The organism is Streptomyces sp. NPDC051561, from assembly GCF_044454195.1.
Classification (GTDB): domain Bacteria; phylum Actinomycetota; class Actinomycetes; order Streptomycetales; family Streptomycetaceae; genus Streptomyces.
Genome location: NZ_JBITDM010000003.1, coordinates 217974 through 235356, shown reverse-complemented (window position 1 = coordinate 235356; position 17383 = coordinate 217974). Strand labels below are relative to the sequence as shown.

Sequence of the window (17383 nt, the reverse complement as noted above, 5' to 3'; positions counted from 1 at the left end):
TGTTGATCTTTACAGATCAAAGTACAGCTCGAACTCGTGCGGGTGCGGGCGCAGCTGGATCGGGGCGATCTCCTGGGTGCGCTTGTAGTCGATCCACGTCTCGATCAGGTCGGGGGTGAAGACACCGCCGGCGAGAAGGTACTCGTGGTCGGCCTCAAGGGCTTCCAGGACGGCCGGCAGCGAGGTCGGGACCTGCTGGACGTTGGCGTGCTCCTCGGGAGCCAGCTCGTAGAGGTCCTTGTCGATCGGCTCCGGCGGCTCGATCTTGTTCTTGACGCCGTCCAGGCCGGCCATCAGGAGGGCCGAGAACGCCAGGTACGGGTTGGAGGACGGGTCCGGGGCGCGGAACTCGACGCGCTTGGCCTTCGGGTTCGAGCCGGTGATCGGGATGCGCATCGCGGCGGAGCGGTTGCGCTGCGAGTACACCATGTTGACCGGGGCCTCGAAGCCGGGGACCAGGCGGTGGTAGGAGTTCACCGTCGGGTTGGTGAAGGCCAGCAGCGACGGGGCGTGCTTGAGGATGCCGCCGATGTAGTAGCGGGCCATGTCCGAGAGACCGGCGTAACCCTGCTCGTCGTAGAAGAGCGGGATGCCGTTCTGCCACAGCGACTGGTGGACGTGCATGCCGGAGCCGTTGTCACCGAAGATCGGCTTGGGCATGAAGGTCGCGGTCTTGCCGTTGCGCCAGGCGACGTTCTTCACGACGTACTTGAAGAGCATCAGGTCGTCCGCGGCGGCGAGCAGCGTGTTGAACTTGTAGTTGATCTCGGCCTGGCCGGCCGTGCCCACCTCGTGGTGCTGACGCTCGACCTGGAGGCCGTTCTTGTCCAGCTCCAGGGAGATCTCGGCACGCAGGTCGGCGAAGTGGTCGACCGGCGGGGTCGGGAAGTAGCCGCCCTTGTACTTGACCTTGTAGCCGCGGTTGTTCTCGGTGGAACCGGTGTTCCAGGCGCCGGCCTCGGAGTCGATGTGGTAGAAGCTCTCGTTCGCCGACGTCTGGAAACGGACGTTGTCGAAGACGTAGAACTCCGCCTCGGGGCCGAAGTACGCGGTGTCCGCGAAGCCGGTGGAGGCGAGGTAGGCCTCGGCCTTCTTGGCGATGTTGCGCGGGTCACGGCTGTACTGCTCGCCCGTGATCGGGTCGTGGATGAAGAAGTTGATGTTCAGCGTCTTGTCGCGGCGGAAGGGGTCGATCCGCGCGGTCGACAGGTCGGCGCGCAGCGCCATGTCGGACTCGTGGATGGCCTGGAAGCCGCGGATCGACGAACCGTCGAACGCGAGCTCCTCGTCCGGGTCGAAGGCCGCCGCGGGGATCGTGAAGTGCTGCATCACGCCCGGCAGGTCGCAGAACCTGACGTCCACGAACTTGACGTCGTTGTCCGCGATGAACTTCTTGGCTTCGTCGGCGTTCCCGAACATCCAGCTCCTCCTACTCCCGCCCGGGGCCGGGCGGGGTTGCCGCTATCTCTGCGGGTCTTCATGCGGGCCAGTGCGGTGGCACACGCTGGCGTCGACCATAGGCAGACGGGATTTCTCCAGCATGACCCATTTGTTTCGCCCAAGTTAACCAGTCGGTGATGCCGGACTTGTCGGAGGATGTCGTTCCGCTTGCGTCCGCGCTGCGGATGCGCCCCCGCCCGGACCGTTACGAAAGGGGTCGCAGTACCTTGGACGGGTGGACAACAGGCAAGCAATCGGATCGTGGCTCTCCGGGCCGCGCGCGGCCGCCGAGGAGATGGGCGCCGACTTCGGACACCGGGGCAAGCGCCTCGGTCTGCCCCCGGAGGGACCGGGTTCGGTCGCCCCGCTGGGCCGCCGCTTCGGCGCACTCTTCGTCGACTGGGGGCTGTGCCTGCTCATCGCGTACGGGCTCTTCGCGCGCGGCGACTCGCAGGCGGCGGGCAACTGGGCGCTGGGCATCTTCCTGGTGCTGAGCATCCTCACCGTCGGCACCATCGGCTGCACCCCGGGCAAGCGCCTGTTCGGCGTGCGGGTCGTCTCCGAGCGGGGCGGCCGGCTCGGCCTCGGGTGGGTCGTGGTGCGCAGTGTGCTGCTCTGCCTGGCGATCCCGGCGCTGATCTGGGACCGCGACGGGCGCGGCCTGCACGACCGGCTGGCCCGCGCCGTACAGGTGCGGATGTAGCCCGGCGGCGTACCGGCGGCCGGGCGGGACAGCACGGCGGCGTACCACGGCAGGACAGCACGGCGGCGTACCACAGCCAGGACAGCACGGAGCGGACAGCAAGAAGGCCCCGGAACCAGTCGGTTCCGGGGCCTTCTCTGCGTCGAAGGAACGGGGGAGGAGGGTCAGCGGCCCTTGGGCATCTTCATGCCCTTCGGCATGGGGCCCTTCGGGAGCGTTCTCCAGCGTGGGTTATCCGTTCACTCTGACGGTAGGCATCTGACCAGCGGAAACAGGTCTGAAGAACAGCAGAAGCCCCCTGGATCGGCGTCCAGGGGGCTTCCTCGCGTCTTCAGGGGGGCCTCAGCCGTCCTAGAGGCTGTCTGCTTGCACTGCTCCTACGAACGCCACCCAAGAGGCGCAGGAGGGGGCCAGGATCGGCCCGTCAGGAGTCTTGCTGTCACGAACGGGGACCAAGCCCGAGACAGCAAGGTTGGCAGCAACCTCGACGCAGTTGCCACCGTTGTCGCTGTATGAGGACTTGAGCCAGCGGGGGGACTCGGTCGTGGTCGTCACGGGGTGCCCTTTCGTACCTCTTGGATCATCGCCATCGACTCTGCTTGGGACAGCGATTCAGCTTGTAGTTGATGGTATGCCGCCAACAGGGCTAGGACGGCAGAGGTTTCCCGCTCAAGGTGTCCCCGCATCTGAGATTCCGCGTACGCAAGTACAGAGAGGGTCGGTAGCGTCAGTAGGTTCATCGGGAGGTTGAACGGACGACGCTCCCCCATGTCGAACGGGGCAACCTGAAGCACAGTGGTCGGAAGGCTAGCGAACTCCGACAGCCGGTCCAACTGGGCTCGCATGACCGCAGGTCCACCGACCCTTCGACGCAAGCAGCTTTCATCCATCACCACCAGCATGGTGGGGGGATGCGCCCGCACGAGTGCGGCTTGTCGTTCCACCAGGAATGAAACCCGCTTGTCTGCCTGGTCTGGGGCGATCGCGCCCCGTCGCATGGCGCTGTCAGCCAGCACCCGAGCGTACTCGGGAGTCTGAAGGAGGCCAGGGACAACGCCAGTCTCAAAGAGCCGTATCTCAACAGCTTGCGCCTCGTAGGCAACGTACTCGGGGAAGCCCTCAAGCAGGCTGCTGTGTCGAATGTCCTGCCATTCGCGCTCGAACGAGTCGGTTGTACCGGTGACACCTAAGGCCACGTCAATCCGTTCGGAGAAACGCAGAGTTGGCGGTTTGCGTCCAGTTTCGACAGCCGAAATATGCTGGCTGGAATATGCCGAACGTTCGGCTAGCTCGTCTTGGCTCCACCCGCGATCTTCGCGGAGGCGGCGGATACGTGCACCGTAGGCCGCCTGCGGCGATCCTTCCGGGTCCAGCTCCTTGCGGTTCACCATGTCGGGCCCAACTCTTCCTTCGAATCTGATTAGTTGAAGGGTTCCCATCTATGGTCCACGCTGAACCTCCCCGGTAGCGGAAGCACTACGGAGAGGGACAGGCGCATGGGCAGCAAGGCACTGGCAGACCTTCGGTTCCTGGCGAAGGAACAGCAAGCCCACGGGGGCCTGCTGCTCGTCGGTGAAGTTGCCGACTCCCTGCCGGTCGAGCAGCACAGCCCGGAACCCTGGCCTGACTGCGGAGTCTGTAGCGCCCTGGCGGACCAACGGGAAGCTGCTGCGCAAGAGGCCGACGAACGCGGGGCCTACGAGTGCAACCGCGAGATTCTCAACCACCCCCATGAGGGGGAGAGAACGTGATCGACCTGAGGAAGCCCGCAGCCGGCGACTGGGTCACCAAGGCGGGCGGAGTGCAGCGGAGTCCCGGAGTCATCTACTGGCCCCCAGGGAGCCATCCACCCAAGTGCCCCTCCTGGTGCATTCGGTGCCAGCCCCCGGAGGCCAAGGGCGTATGACCGTGCGCCTGTTGATCCTCCTCACCGCAGCCCCCGGGCTCCTCATCCTCTTCATTGCGGCAGTGCGGATTCGGAAAGGTAAAGACGATGAATGTCGGGGACCTGGTCACACTGCCCTCGGGAGGGCGGTACCTGGCAGTAAGCGAGGACGGGAATCAGGTGTGCCTGATCCGTGGCGATGGTCGCGAAACCTGGATGGGGAAGACCCTCCCCCCAGGGGTGACGAAGGTCTCTGGAGAGATCACGGAGATATACCCAGACAAGGTGAGAGCCGAAAACTGGGTCCTGCTGGAGGACCATTGGCGCCGGATCGTCCACGTGGCGAGACACCCTAGGCATCACGCAGGCGCCCCGGAACTCTTCCTCTACCGCCCTCATGTCCCCCTGAGACACATCATGACTGGCCCCATGCAGGGATGTCGTCCCGTGGAGGCCTTCAGCGCCTGACAGGCACAAGAGCTTCCTGCCCCCGCCGGATCCCCCAGGGCCCGGTCAAGCTCTCCCCAGAGGAGCGGGGGGCAGGAACTAGAGCCCCCGCCCCTAGGCCTGATGTTGATCGGCTTCAGGTACTGGTGCAGGCGGGGCAACGCCCCGCCCTTCCTCTGATCGATCCCGGTAGATCTCAGTGGAGGGGTGGGGCCTCAACTTCCTGCCCAACCGGGGTGGGACAGCCAAAGGAGAGCAACTGATGACTGCTCAACTGCTGGAAGCAACACCCAAAGAGGCGTCTGGAATTGAATTCCTGTCTCTCGACCTCACTCGCAAGTGTCAGCTGTCTTGTACCCACTGTTTCAACGGCAGTGGCCCAGATGGCGATCACGGCAGCATGACCCGTGAGCAGTGGATGGGAATCATCGACCAGGCTGCCGCAGCCGGCACTACCAAGGTGCAGTTCTTCGGCGGTGAACCGACGACACACCCGGACTACGCGTTCCTGACCCGTCGGGCCCTGAGCTCCGGAATGCTGGTCGAGACGTTCACCAACCTGGTACACGTCACAAGCGAGATGTGGGAGATTTTCTCTCACCCCGCCTCCAATCTGGCTACCTCGTACTACTCGGACCAGGCCGAGGAACACAACGCTCTCACCAGGCGGCCGACGCACCGGCACACCCGGAGCAACATCATCAAGGCAGTTGAGCGGGGGATCCCCATACGAGTCGGCATCATCGACACAGGAGTCCCCGGGGCAGCCGAGCGGGCCCACCAGGAGCTGACTGCACTCGGGGTCACTCAGATCAGGACCGACCGAATCAGGGCCATAGGGCGGGCCGGGGACACGCTAGGCATCCCTACTGTCAGGGAGGGAGCGCTGTGCGGCAGGTGCGGCGACAAAAAGGCCGCGATCAGCCCTGACGGCAACGTGACCCCCTGCGTAATGGCCACATGGAAGACAGTCGGCAACGTCAAGGAAGAACCGTTGGCCGATATTCTGCGTGGCACCGCAATGGCAGAGGCAACAGCACACATTCAGGGAATCACCGGCCGCAACGACGGATGCAGCCCTGACGACGAGTGCAACCCCGGCACGCCAACAAGTTCCTGCACCCCCCGCTCCTGACCAAGAAGGACCACCGTGGAAACCCCCGGCCTTGAACACCTGATCCTCCCGCACACCGGCTCTATCAGGGGCATGACTCCGACAGAGGGAAACATGTCGGACCTGACAGCCGTAGTGGAATGCGAGAGGGGGCCTGTCTTTGTGAAGGTCATGGCCAACAGGGCCGGGGGGCGGCTGGAATCTCTGTACCGGGAGCGGGACATCGCCCCTCACGTGGGGGAGGTCTCCCCGGCACTGCTGTGGACTGCGGAAGACGCCGCTTGGTCGGTGCTCGGGTATGAGGCGGTACCGGGGCGCACTTCGAGCTTCCTCCCGGGCTCCCCGGACGTGGACCGCGTAGTGGATCTCGTCCGACTGATCGGTGACATCCCACTGCCTACCATCGCCCAGGAATGGCACGAAACGCGTTGGGATCGGTGGACTGAACCTCAGGAATCCAACTACTTCCGTGGCGATGCGCTGCTCTTTACGGACATCCATCCCGGGAATTTCCTGATCGGAGAAGAGTCCTCGTGGGTTGTGGACTGGTCATGGCCCACCCGGGGCGCAGCCTTTATTGATCCTGCCTGCCTGGTACTCCAACTCATCGCAGCCGGCCACACGCCTGCCGGGGCCGAGTTCCACGCAGCACGGTGCCCCGCATGGTTGGAGGCGGATCCTGCTGCCGTCTCCGCATTCATTTCGGCTGAGACGCGCAAGTACAGGTCACTCACCGAAAAGCGGCCTGAGAGGCAGTGGCTACGGGACATGCTGACTGCTCTTGGGCAATGGGAAGCGCATAGACGCCTTTAAAACTCTCCTTCTTCCACTCTGAAAGCCGCCTCGGCCTCCCTCTAACCTCCGATGGGGGGAGACCGGGGCTTCTTGTTGCCAAAATCAGGCAGGAATCCGCGTATGAAGCTCCGATGTGATGTCTACGGATACCCAACGGACAAGATCAGCACCACAGCCCGGTTATGGGCTCCCCGCAAGCCCGGAGAGGTCTCCCTGCCTGCCGTTCAATGCGCCCTGGAGGAGCACAGCAAGGGGGTTAGGCATGCAGCAATCATCAGGACCCTTGCTTTAGATGTCTCCAAAGCAGTGTGGAGCTGGTGGGCCACAGGCCTTCGGATCCAGGATATTGAAGCTAGGCCCTGGTGCCTGAGGAAGGGGCCCGATGGGAAGCCCTGCCCCCTTTACAGCGGCCATCCCGGAGGCTGTTTCCACGAATTTGATGACCCCGAGGCCCGGCGCATAGCTCAGCACATTGCCCAAGTCACCACAGAGGGCAGAGAGGTACCTCATGACGCGGTATAGGTGTGCGGAAAGCCTGGAGGTCTCCTCTGAGGCCCTGAGGCTGCTCCTGGCGGAACACAGCCACCTCTTGGAGGAAGGACACGGGGAGATCTCCTGTGAGTTGCAGGATCACTCTCCGGATGAGGCGCACTGGACGAATCTCCTGATCCTGGGCACGGGACACCAAGGCTCCATTTGGGGCTACTGGTCCTCTGCCGGCGGAGGTCTCCATGTGCAAATCCTTGACTTCTGCTCCGCCATGGGGACCGGCAGCCAGCCGTGTGACCTCTTCCCAGCGCACTCAGGTGCTCACTCCTGGGAGCTGGAGGAGAGGACCCCAGGAACCCGTTTGCAGCGGATCCGCAGGGACTTCAACCTGGTACAGAACCTTGTCAGACAGACCCTGGGCGTAGCAGAGCGCTGCCCTCATGCCCTGTATTTCGGCCCCGCCTCGGTAGAGGCCTGCAAGGACGTAGCTCCTGAGGAAAACCGGGGGACTCAGTGGATCCGAGGCCTCCATCGCTGCCAGCTCGCCACTCATCCCTCCAACGAACTTCACTGGGTGCTTGCCGAAGCAGAAATGACCCTCGGGGAATCTGAGGTCTGGCATGGATGGGACCGAGGGGGACAGCGAAACACTGTCCTCCGAAGTGGGTGTAGCTACAAGGATCCCAGGTACGGCCCCTGCCTGTTATTCGACCGACACGGGGGCCTTCATTCGCCTCATTTCAGAGACTCTGCCGAAGAGCAGCTACGGCTCAGGATCTTTGGCCCGGATGCCCCTCTTCCTTTTCGAGGAGAGCCGGGGGAGTAGGACCCAACTAGGCACCCTCTGATGGGGTGCCTACAGGTCTATAGAGGTAGAAGGTGGTGAGGTATATACAACCCCTCACTAAGAATGTAAGTGTCCTTTGAACCCCAATCAGGCACCCTTGTGATGCACTTCACTGAATCTCTGAAAGAGGCTTGCCGTGAGTGCCGGCTGCTACATGTTCAAGGCTTGGGCGCAGTTCAGCGCACTGCACATGGGGCATCGAGGCCGCAGCAGCACGTGTATTTCCTGCCAGGAGACCTCTCCCGTAGTCAGAAGGCGCAAGGCGCAAGGCGCTGGAGGCGGACCGGCTGAGGCCACTTGAGGCCTGGGACTGCCTGCCCCCTGATGACCTTCAGATTTAGGAAACGTCTATTCCTCACTCGCTCCTCGGTTGCACTACGGCAAGGCGGTTCATGGAGGGACTTCAGAGGGCTTAGCGGCCTTCCTGTGGCCCCTTTTCCTGTTCCGGGGCCCGCCGGGCCCGCACGGAGCCTCTCAGGAGCTTGCCCCCTTGTGAAACATCAATACCCGTACACGGTGAATGGAAGGCCCTCCGGCGGTTCTCTGTATGAATAACGTTATTCATTACCCCCACTCCTGACTGAGGAATAGACACCCCGCCCCCTGATCAGGAGGTGAGGAAGAGACGTTCCTACATATGTGGAGGAAGCGTGAAGACAACTCTTCCTCACGCACCCTCGGTACCCCTTCCTCCTGCCCCTCGGCCTCAAATCCCAGTCATTATGGGCGCCTATGTCCATTCCTGCATTGGCCATACATGCGGCTTACATCTGTCCTTTATGAATTGCTTTGCGGCATTCAAATGTCACGAGGGGATAACGAAGTTGCCTAAACATGAACTGATTTAGAGCTGAGGTAGCTCGGTCACATAGCGCTCTGACCTGTGTGTTTGCGATTCCCTCGCGTGCGCGCTTCCTCTCAGGCCCACTCATCTCCTGATTGCCAAAACATGTGCCATCTGTGCTTACTGATGACGCACCAACCGCACCGACCGAGCGCCACGGAGTACCCGCCCCGAAGGGCGAAGGGAAACGTAGAAGCGCGAATACGGACGGGCCAAGCGGAAGGGCAAGGGAGTGAGTCCACCTCCCCACAAGCGCGGAACCGTAGGGAGGGGCGTCAATGCGCCCGACGGGAAAGTAAACGGACTGGCAGTGACCAGCAACCGCTAACAGAAGAGCCTGAGCGCCCGTTGAAGCGAATAGATACGGGTTGAAGCCTGAACGCCCCTAACACGCTGTGAAGCGCATTGGGGAGTACGTCAAGGCAAGAGCGGTAGGGCGAGTAACACAGCAGTACTCAGACAGTTGGGCGGACCGGCGCTTATACCTACAGAGCCTCAGGAGTAGGCACCTGAGGGGAGACGATCCCTAATCCATGCGGGCATGTGTCGTATGAACGGGCGTAGGCAATAACGAGCGATCTACTGGTGACGCAAAAGGAGGGGTAAGGGCCCCTGTAGCGGCTGTTCTGAGAGCACAACCGAAGCACTTCTGTACTACCTACGGCGCACGTGCCCAACACGGCTACTGCCGGACAGATGAGAGGCAGGGTGACTGATACTCACCCGCTTACTGGATCTGCTCCTAGGTACCTGAGAGTGCGTGCACCGAGGGGAGTGTCAGAAAGGCACTGCACCTCTTCCTGAGTGACCAGTCTTCAAATGAGTATGTGGCCGGCACAGGGGAGAGCTCTGCCCAAAATCAGGGGAATAAGGGGGGAAGTATGTACTACTGCGCGGAGTTCATTCATGGGGGCCGAAACGTCCCAGCAACTTGGGTCATGGTCCGCAGATCAGGAGCAGAGTTTCACGCCTGCCTTGCGTGTGCTGAAACCCTTCCTAGGGTTAGCAACGGCATTCGGAGGGTTCGGCGTGTCACTGGCGCGGACAATGAAAAAGGGGTTTGGCAAGTAGCCGCACTGCTAGTAGCTGCGTTCATTGGATTCGTCTTAGCCATGGTGGCAGGCAGATAGCGGAGGGGAGCAAGAGTGATGCGGGAACAGTGGATCGGTAAGACCTCCCTTGTGCTCACGGAGTCATTGAGTGAGGCATGTTCAGTGCAAATCCATCTGGACAAGCGGGGAGACCTGGTTGCCCGGAGTGAAGTCACCTTTTGGATTCGGGACACCCCTATTGGGGGTGGGAGGTTCATAGAGGGGGGTAAGTGGGAGTCAGTTGTAACGATGGCCAAATGGTGGCTTTCCGGCAACGTCAAGTTGCGGGCAAACAAGGTACTGCCTGTATACGGCTACTCGGCCATGTACTGTTTTGGACAGTCTGGCTGCAACTGTGAGGCGTGCGCACGAAAGCACGCTTCCGACAACTGAGCGAACAGATTTGGCGGGGCACGTAGCGGGATTGAGGCTACGTGCCTTTGCCATGCCTGGTTAGTCGGTAGCCAGCAACAAGGGGAGGGCTTGAAATGGCTTGGGAAAAGGGGAAGTGCATGGGTTGGCCCACAGAGGAGGGGTGCCCGAATGACGCAACGATTGTTGTCGTCAATTCATGCAACATGACGTCGGATTGGTGCGTTGACTGTGAAATGCGCCAACGTACCTGGGAGGGTCTCCGCATTCGGCCGTACGTGGAACTGGAAAGCGGGGTATGAACATGGTTACTGAATTCCACGTGTTTCACGTGCTTGGGGATCACTTGTCCGGACCACACAGGACACGAGAAAAGGCAGAGAGCCAAGCGGAGAAGTTCCGCAAGGAATGCACTTGTGGAGGGGATGAGTCATGCGCCAATGACGACATGTTCCCCCACGGTGTGGTGGTGTCTAAGAGCGTGGATGGCTATTGGGACAACAACCCTGACTAGTCGGCATCGGGTACTCAGGTCTCCTGAGTGCCCTCTTGTCCACTGCGTCAGACAGTGGCTAGGGACGGAATGTCATGGACAAGGAACGTAGTGGATTCGCTATCGCCGCATGCCTCCTCGTGGTGGCGGTTGCCGGGGCTCTATGGCTCACCTTAGGACACAAGGACTTTGGGTCTGATGCCGAGAAGAGAGTAACTGAGTGCTCTCAGATCGATTTCAAGGACGGCTCGGAAGTCTATGAGGACTCCGACGGGAATCTGTGCGCGAATCCTGATGGATGGGTTTTGGAGCCACCCAAGCCGTAATCGGTATCGGATGCTCGGGCGTTCCCGAGCATCCTCTTACCTGTTGCGTCAGAGTTGGCAGGACTAGAGGAAGGGGCCTCAGATGGGCCAGGCAATGCGGTACGCGGTTTTCCTAGAGGAAGAAGACTGGCGGAAGGCAGTTGAGGGATTCAGTAGGCGTGCCAAGAGATTCTCGGCAGCAGCGCGAAGAAAGCAAATAAGCAGAGTGTCTGATGCAATTGGGGATGCGGAATCGGACAGCATTCCTGATGGGAAGGAAATGCGGTACGTGATGCATCTCGCGGAAGAGGACTGGGAATTCTTCGCCTTGGCTGTTATGCACCCTGGCAGCAAACTTGGAGACGCGCTGAGGGAGCGTGTTTCTCAAGAGCTGGGACTTGCAGAGGGAGAGGCAACAGAGGTCTGAGGGGAGATGGGAGAACTCTGTCCGGTGGCCGGCAAGAGGTGATCTGTGGGTAGTGCTCGGATTGGCGCACGTCTTCAATCAAGGGGACGTGCGCTTTTCTGTCTACTGCGTCCAGTAGTAGCTAGAGGTGGAGGGTTAGAAAGGGTGACCGCTTCACTGAAATTGAGGGGTAGGGGAAAGGCTATGAGTGAATCTCGGGCTGACGCTGATACCGCGAAGTTCTGGCGGACCGTTGACGCCTTGATCCAGTTGGTAAAGGATTTTCAGAATGAAAGGGAGCCGTACGTAGATAGTGACGGCTCCAGTCTTCCCGGTAAGGAGCATGAACACGGCCAACTTCTGGCTGACAAAGCTCATGCCTCCTTTGATCTTGCATGGGAAATCTGGGAGTGCACTCAGGACAGGACTCCCGAAGATGACGCGTTGGATGTCCGGAACTAGGTAAGGGGGTAAGGAGAGTGGATCTCAATGCGCTTATGGAGACTGACCGCGTAATCAGGATTCTTTCGAACGGGGAGGTTCAGGGACAGACAGAGGGCGTTTATGCACCTGAAGTATCAGTTGACACCGACAACTCAGGGCAGATTCTGACGGAACATGAATCCGCCATGTGTGAATCCGTAGCTTCTCAGGGTTGGGTGCTCGAATCTGGGTGGACGGGTCAATGGGGCTATTCAGGTCCGCTCATGCATGACAGTGAGCGCGTGGGCGGTGCACTGGCGGAACACATTCGGGCTACCCCTGGATATTGGTGCGTCCTTGCGGTGTACACCACTGATGATGAGCCCGCCGGTTGGGCGGTCGCATTCCGTGAGGCTCCGGAGGATGGGCAAGAGGGTGAATGAGTACCGAGAGGGTGACAGGGTGGCGTTTCTGGGTCCGGGTGCCGCATTGGTGCCCGCACTGGTGGTCGGAGCCTGCGGGGAAGTCGTAGACCTAATAACAGCAGAGGAGCCCAGACCGGTACCCACGCACGTGGACTATGTAGCCTCCATGGAAAACCGGGGGGTCAGCATTGAAGCCCTTTGGGGCACCATTTGGGACCGACTGAGGGAAGGCCTAGCAGCCTAGGTGAACGGGTTTGGTGGGGCACGTGGCAGCAGTCGGCCACGTGCCCTTTCCATGCCCGCTCATAAGGAGTGGCAAGAATAGGGGAGGTCTTGGGCGTGCTCGTTATGACCGCTGACAACGGCAGAAGCTTTGAAGTGGAGACAAATGTCAGCCCTTGGGATTTGAAGGCGGGGGATGACGTGTTCTATGCGACCAGCCATTGCGGATACGCAAGCATTCTGGCAATCGGGCGCACGGAAACGGTTACCGCGACATACGGGCAATACCTAGAGACGCCGATCATTGCATTCTTGGATCCGTTCATCGCATCGGAATGGAGGGTTGCCTGCGGCGTGTTTTCCCGCATCCTCAGAGAGGTCACGCCCGTGGGCACTGACTAGCGGTGCAATGTGAAGGGCAGGGAAGTACACCCGCGAAAGCGGGCCGTGTCACCCCGCCCCTTGCATTGCATCTCTAGAGAGAGTCTCGGGGATGTGAAAGGGGAAGAGATGAAATGGACACCCAGCACCGCAGGATATGACGGTGTGTCCTACCTAGGCACAAGGACGGAGGAATACGGCGGTTACGTCGTACGGACCCAGGTGCTAGAAAGCGGGGCCGAAATCTGGTTTGCCTATCAGTGGTCGGCCAGCAGTGAGACGCATTCTCACATCGGTGAGGCGGGATCCAAGGAGGAAGCTCAAGACCTCCTCCTTGGGACGTTGTTCCCCTGTGAGATCTTCTCGCACAAACAGATGGGTCACTGCACGGCGCCTGGATTCTTCGTGAGGCACCGATACGAGGAGCCGGAAACGCGAATCATCCTGTGTGAGCCGCATTCGCGATCCGTTGTTTTCTCCCGATGGGCAGGAGAGATTATCCGCAACTACTCGATCAGAGAGGGGATCAGTCACTCAGACACGTCAATTGTGGGCAGGCGGATTGTTGGACCGAGTCAGGGTGAGGCGAAGTGCTGAAAAGGCGTTGGGTCCTAGCAGCCAGCGAAGAGGATGCAATTAGGCTGGCATGGTCGGACATTGAGGCGGATTCCTACGGGGGTACTCGGGACGCATCTTCACTAGGCGTTGTCTGCTCCGCTCCTGAGGACATCTGGGGATTGTGGGCTTCCTGGGGAAAGCGTGCGGATGCCCAGCGGAAGCGGTACCCGCGTGCATACGCGGTGTCCTGGCGCTGGTATCGCCCTGAATGTGAGCCTGATCATCGACATCACACCATCTCGGGTGACGGGTACTGCCCGACGATCAAGGTAGACCGAAAGGTCGAAGAGATGGAGTTGTGGAATACACCCAGCGGATTCCCGCCCCAGCGGGATGACGTTTCATCCGCTGCCATAGGCGCCGGAATCAGGTGCGCGGTGTGCTTCTACGGGCATGGAGGCGAGCACGGTAACGGGCTGTGCAATGCCCATGAGCACGATGACTTCAACGAGTACACACAGCTCGTGTTCATGAGCTGTGGTTGCTGTGACGGACAGGTTCGAATCAGCGTGGCCCAGTGGCGGAGAGAGGACACGTTGCCCTGCCCTCACTGTTCGGATGGGGGCATAGACCTGGTCCATGCCAGGGCCCATGCAAATGATCCGATGGGGGACTAATGAGTGAAGAGAGCTGCGAACTTCCGGAACTGGACCCAGTACTCAGAACGGGGTTGAGTCCACGCAACATTGATGCTGCCCGTAAGGCACTTTCCCGAATCCATGAACTGGGCTGGGAGCCCCTCTCCCCCTACCCGGGGAGTGACACGCATTGGAAAGTGCGTTGCCTCCTGAACTGCCAAGGGGAAGGGGAGAACTGGGAAGGGGTCATGTTCTACAGCCACATGAGAAGAGCTCGTAGGCATAGGAACTGCTTGCCCAAGGATCTTCAAACGCGGGCGGTGCAGGCCTTGGCTAAGGCTCGTTCGTAGCTGGAGTTTGGGGCGCGGTGAGTCCAGAACTTCCCGTGTCCCTTGCTCGGACTACGAGAAGGGGAAGAGATGGTTGAGCACACGCATAAGGCCGTTGGTGTCATCGGGGAGCCGCTGTCACTGCGGGTAGAGGTGGAATGGGAGTGGTCCAGCGAGAAGGTTCGTATGGCCCTGTATGACTCGGACACTGGGAGTCAAGAGCTGATCTTCAGCGGACCCCTTAGAGGTACGGAGTGGTACCCAAGTCCCTCTGATGAGCAATTGAACGAGTCGGTTCACAGGGTCCTGCATCCCTTCAGTATCGACGGAGAAGGGTGGACGACCGACTCTGTCTCAACTGCTGCCCATTACTCCCTTGAGTGGGGTTGGAAGTGGATGACCGAGAAGTTCGCCAGAGGGGCTCTGTGAGCCCTCGGGACGGCTTACGGGAGATGCAGCACCAATGGATGGTCTGGCCCTACACACGGGGCGCCACAGCCAAGCGTGAGCAACTCAGGCGCAAGCAAAGACAGTTTGGGGACGTGCCTACCCAGGAGTGGCGCCAGAGCTACGGGCGCTTGCTCCTGGTGGCCCGCGTCGAAGGGACGCCAGTCCCGCCCTTCGGGGCGTGCCCATCAGCAGGGGTCCGGATCAAGCCGCTTCGGCGGCGTAGATAGAGGGGGAGACATGGCAAACACCTTTGAGGTGGGGCAGGCCGTAGCCCATTGGTCTCGGCCTGTTGGGGCGGAGGCAGGTTGGGTCTCGTCGGTTGAGATCCACCCGTGGGCCCGTCACGGGGAGGTCGTATCGGTCCAGTGGGCTCTTGGTGGCCCGGAACAGCCGTACAGCTACGGCCTGCTGCCAGTAGAGGAGGCGACAGCGTGCGGGGAATGCTCATGAGTGGTCGGAACTTCGCCCCGGCGTTTGGGTGTCGCTGCTGTAGCCCCCTGGTGGCGAACCGAAGGGGGCGGAAGGTGACCCGCCGGACGGGTCGGCGACATGAAGGCCTGGCATGGCGGAAGGACTGGGGTCTGTGAGCCTGGTCCTCCTGTACGACCAGGAGGTGACAGAGGCCTGCAACAGGGCGCGGGCTCTGGCCGGCACAGGGGACAGGCCTGCCCGGATCCAGGGATTCGCAGGTCTCTGGCGAGATCTGGGGGAGTCGGCCCAACAGTTCAGTGATCCTACGAGAGTCGCTCGGGCTCTCGTACATGCAGCAGTTCGGGCATACCGAGCAGAGTTGGAGGAAAGGCAGGGTGGCCGACTTTCCAAGTTTTGAGAAGTTGGAGTGTGAGGCCCGATGGTCTGTCTATGGCGCACTGAGTGAGGTGGCGGCTGACTGGCAGGCGCATGGGCGGACCACTTGGCCGGAGGACTGGAACAACTGGTCCGAAGAACAGCGAAGGGAATTTGAGTCCGCAATCGATTGTGCAGTCAAGATTTCGACTGAGGCACTAGAGATAGATGGAGGTCACGCAAAGTCTGATGAGGTGGACTGACTAGAACCTGAGTTGCCTTGGCTGAGACCGGATGCTTCCGAGCGTCCGGCCTTTTCCATGGCCACTCACAGACAGGAGGCAAGACGCATGGCAAAGAAAGTGGTCTCACAGCTTGTCTGTGATGCCTGTGAACTCAAGGGAGAGGAGGAGCCCTCAATCATGCAAATGAAGATCGATGGGGATGTGTACGACCTCTGCAAGGTGCACGGTGACCGATTCAAGAGGGAACTTCGGTTGACCTTTAATAGGTCTGTCGAGAACGGGAATGCGGCATGACGGAACTGGTGGCGGAAGAAAGGGTGTTGCCCACCTTCGGAGACATGGCGTACGGGCCTATGGGGAAGAGCGTGAGGAAGGCCATGCCCCACACCGAGGGGGATCCCGTGGCCGTCCTAGCCGCACTCCTGGCCCTGTTCTCCGGGTTGGCTTCACCATACGTGGTACAGCCGAACGGGCGCCCGGCTGTGGTCTGGACGGCATTGGTGGGCCCGTCGAATCAGGGAGCCAAGGGAACTTCTTATAAAGCGGCTCTTAGGATTCTGGGAAAGAACTTTGAGCGGTACCTCACTGCTGCGAAGCTTTCCGCTATTCACTCAGGGCCTGGCCTTGTGCAAGTGCTCGCTGCTGACCGAAGGTCCAGTTTCCCGGGGAGGATGTATCTCACTTTTGAATGGTCAAACGACATGGCCCGCACTAACAAATGTTCCTCATACGGTGAAGTAATGATCAATGTGTGGGATGGAGAGTCAATCTCCAACACCACCAAGGGAAGGGGAGGTAGCGCGGAGCCCGTGGAGGAGCACGTAGAGCACCCCCTCATGGGCTTTCATGCCCACGTGCAACCTCGGACGCTGCGACTCGCCATCAAGCCGCAGAGGGCTGCCACGGGGCTCTATAACCGTTTCCTGTTGTTCAACTCCAAGCGCAGCAAGCGTCTTTCTCAGAGGGTCCAGCGGCCCTTTGATGAGATCAAGCCCAGCAAGGGGTTGGCGGAGGCCTTCCGGTGGGTGATGGAAGAGCAACCCGCTATGGAGTGGAGCGAGGAGGCCATAGACGTTCTGGACGACCTGACCACGCACTATGACCGCTTGATAGATGAACTCCCTGAGGAACTAGGGGTGTTCATTGAGAGGTCCGTTGAACAGATCATGCGCGTCGCAACAATCCTGGCTGTCACACAGATGCGGAACGTCATTCCTGCGGATGCAGTCAGAGCAGCGGCGGCCATCGTGGACTATGCGGCCCAGTCTGCGACTGAGGTGATGCGCTCGCCAGCCTCCTCTGGGCCGGGTGCACGGTCTTTGCAGGACCGCATCCGCGATGCCCTGAAGCGCCACGGTGGCGTAATGACTCTCTCGGCACTAACCAGCGCGCTCGGTGGTGGACGGACGCCTGCGGACAAGGTTCGGGAAGCCTTCAGGGAGATGCCCGACGTTGCCACAAGAGTTCTTCCGAAGGATCCAGGGAAGCCGGGCCCCGCCCCTCTAGAGGTGCGGCTCCTGGCGGCCGGAGAGGCTGAATCCGCAACTCGCCCCAGTCTCCGGGTTGTCCGACCTCCGGCAGTGCCCAGACCTGTCCCTGTGTCGGCCAGGCGCAAGGCGCCCAAGTCCAAGCCCAAGACCAAGAAGGTTCCGCAAGGATCCTTTGCCCACCTTATCTGAGAGAGAAAGAGGACAG

The 17383-nt window shown here is 60.7% G+C and carries 12 protein-coding genes; 9 read left to right on the top strand and 3 right to left on the bottom strand.

The features are described 5' to 3' along the window. Positions 1-9 precede the first annotated feature (9 nt). A complete protein-coding gene (glnA, locus tag ACIA73_RS09105) occupies positions 10-1419 on the bottom strand; it encodes a type I glutamate--ammonia ligase (protein ID WP_399437688.1) in 1410 nt (469 codons plus the stop codon). Positions 1420-1675: 256 nt separating this feature from the next. Here glnA and ACIA73_RS09100 point away from each other — a divergent pair, with 256 nt between their 5' ends. Next, entirely contained in the window at positions 1676-2143 is a 468-nt protein-coding gene (locus ACIA73_RS09100; protein ID WP_399437687.1) for an RDD family protein, read from the top strand. Between the two features lie 351 nt (positions 2144-2494). Here the strand turns inward: ACIA73_RS09100 and ACIA73_RS09095 are convergent, their stop codons facing one another. Beyond that, a complete protein-coding gene (locus ACIA73_RS09095; RefSeq protein WP_399437686.1) occupies positions 2495-2698 on the bottom strand; it encodes a DUF397 domain-containing protein in 204 nt (67 codons plus the stop codon). Next, positions 2695-3534 (bottom strand): helix-turn-helix domain-containing protein, encoded by an 840-nt coding sequence (locus ACIA73_RS09090; protein WP_399437685.1) that lies wholly within the window; start codon positions 3532-3534, stop codon positions 2695-2697. Before ACIA73_RS09090 ends, ACIA73_RS09095 begins: the two co-directional genes overlap by 4 nt. Positions 3535-3639: 105 nt before the next feature. On the opposite strand from ACIA73_RS09090, the gene ACIA73_RS09085 reads away from it, so the two are divergent. From ACIA73_RS09085 to ACIA73_RS09050, 8 genes are all read left to right on the top strand, one after another. Then, positions 3640-3894, top strand: a complete 255-nt coding sequence (locus ACIA73_RS09085) for a hypothetical protein (protein ID WP_399437684.1) — start codon at positions 3640-3642, stop codon at positions 3892-3894. An 843-nt stretch (positions 3895-4737) separates the two neighbouring features. Then, complete coding sequence (locus ACIA73_RS09080) at positions 4738-5610, top strand: radical SAM protein (protein ID WP_399437683.1); 873 nt, start codon at positions 4738-4740, stop codon at positions 5608-5610. Positions 5611-5625: 15 nt separating this feature from the next. After that, complete coding sequence (locus ACIA73_RS09075; protein ID WP_399437681.1) at positions 5626-6402, top strand: phosphotransferase; 777 nt, start codon at positions 5626-5628, stop codon at positions 6400-6402. A 4526-nt stretch (positions 6403-10928) separates the two neighbouring features. Beyond that, entirely contained in the window at positions 10929-11252 is a 324-nt protein-coding gene (locus tag ACIA73_RS09070) for a hypothetical protein (RefSeq protein WP_399437680.1), read from the top strand. A gap of 1166 nt (positions 11253-12418) precedes the next feature. Continuing rightward, the gene (locus tag ACIA73_RS09065) at positions 12419-12703 is read left to right on the top strand and encodes a hypothetical protein (RefSeq protein WP_399437679.1); all 285 of its coding nucleotides are present in this window, start codon (positions 12419-12421) and stop codon (positions 12701-12703) included. 1594 nt (positions 12704-14297) lie between these two features. Further along, positions 14298-14636, top strand: a complete 339-nt coding sequence (locus ACIA73_RS09060; RefSeq protein ID WP_399437678.1) for a hypothetical protein — start codon at positions 14298-14300, stop codon at positions 14634-14636. Between the two features lie 1157 nt (positions 14637-15793). Continuing rightward, positions 15794-15982, top strand: a complete 189-nt coding sequence (locus ACIA73_RS09055) for a hypothetical protein (protein ID WP_399437677.1) — start codon at positions 15794-15796, stop codon at positions 15980-15982. Continuing rightward, entirely contained in the window at positions 15979-17367 is a 1389-nt protein-coding gene (locus tag ACIA73_RS09050) for a DUF3987 domain-containing protein (RefSeq protein ID WP_399437676.1), read from the top strand. The genes ACIA73_RS09055 and ACIA73_RS09050 overlap by 4 nt, the downstream gene beginning before the upstream one ends. Positions 17368-17383: the final 16 nt, after the last annotated feature.

Bases quoted from the DNA above. Each gene is read 5' to 3' on its own strand.
- ACIA73_RS09055 (WP_399437677.1), top strand. From the start codon at position 15,794: ATGGCAAAGAAAGTGGTCTCACAGCTTGTCTGTGATGCCTGTGAACTC.
- ACIA73_RS09060 (WP_399437678.1), top strand. From the start codon at position 14,298: ATGGTTGAGCACACGCATAAGGCCGTTGGTGTCATCGGGGAGCCGCTG.
- ACIA73_RS09050 (WP_399437676.1), top strand. From the start codon at position 15,979: ATGACGGAACTGGTGGCGGAAGAAAGGGTGTTGCCCACCTTCGGAGAC.
- ACIA73_RS09085 (WP_399437684.1), top strand. From the start codon at position 3,640: ATGGGCAGCAAGGCACTGGCAGACCTTCGGTTCCTGGCGAAGGAACAG.
- ACIA73_RS09080 (WP_399437683.1), top strand. From the start codon at position 4,738: ATGACTGCTCAACTGCTGGAAGCAACACCCAAAGAGGCGTCTGGAATT.
- ACIA73_RS09070 (WP_399437680.1), top strand. From the start codon at position 10,929: ATGGGCCAGGCAATGCGGTACGCGGTTTTCCTAGAGGAAGAAGACTGG.
- glnA (WP_399437688.1), bottom strand. From the start codon at position 1,419: ATGTTCGGGAACGCCGACGAAGCCAAGAAGTTCATCGCGGACAACGAC.
- ACIA73_RS09090 (WP_399437685.1), bottom strand. From the start codon at position 3,534: ATGGTGAACCGCAAGGAGCTGGACCCGGAAGGATCGCCGCAGGCGGCC.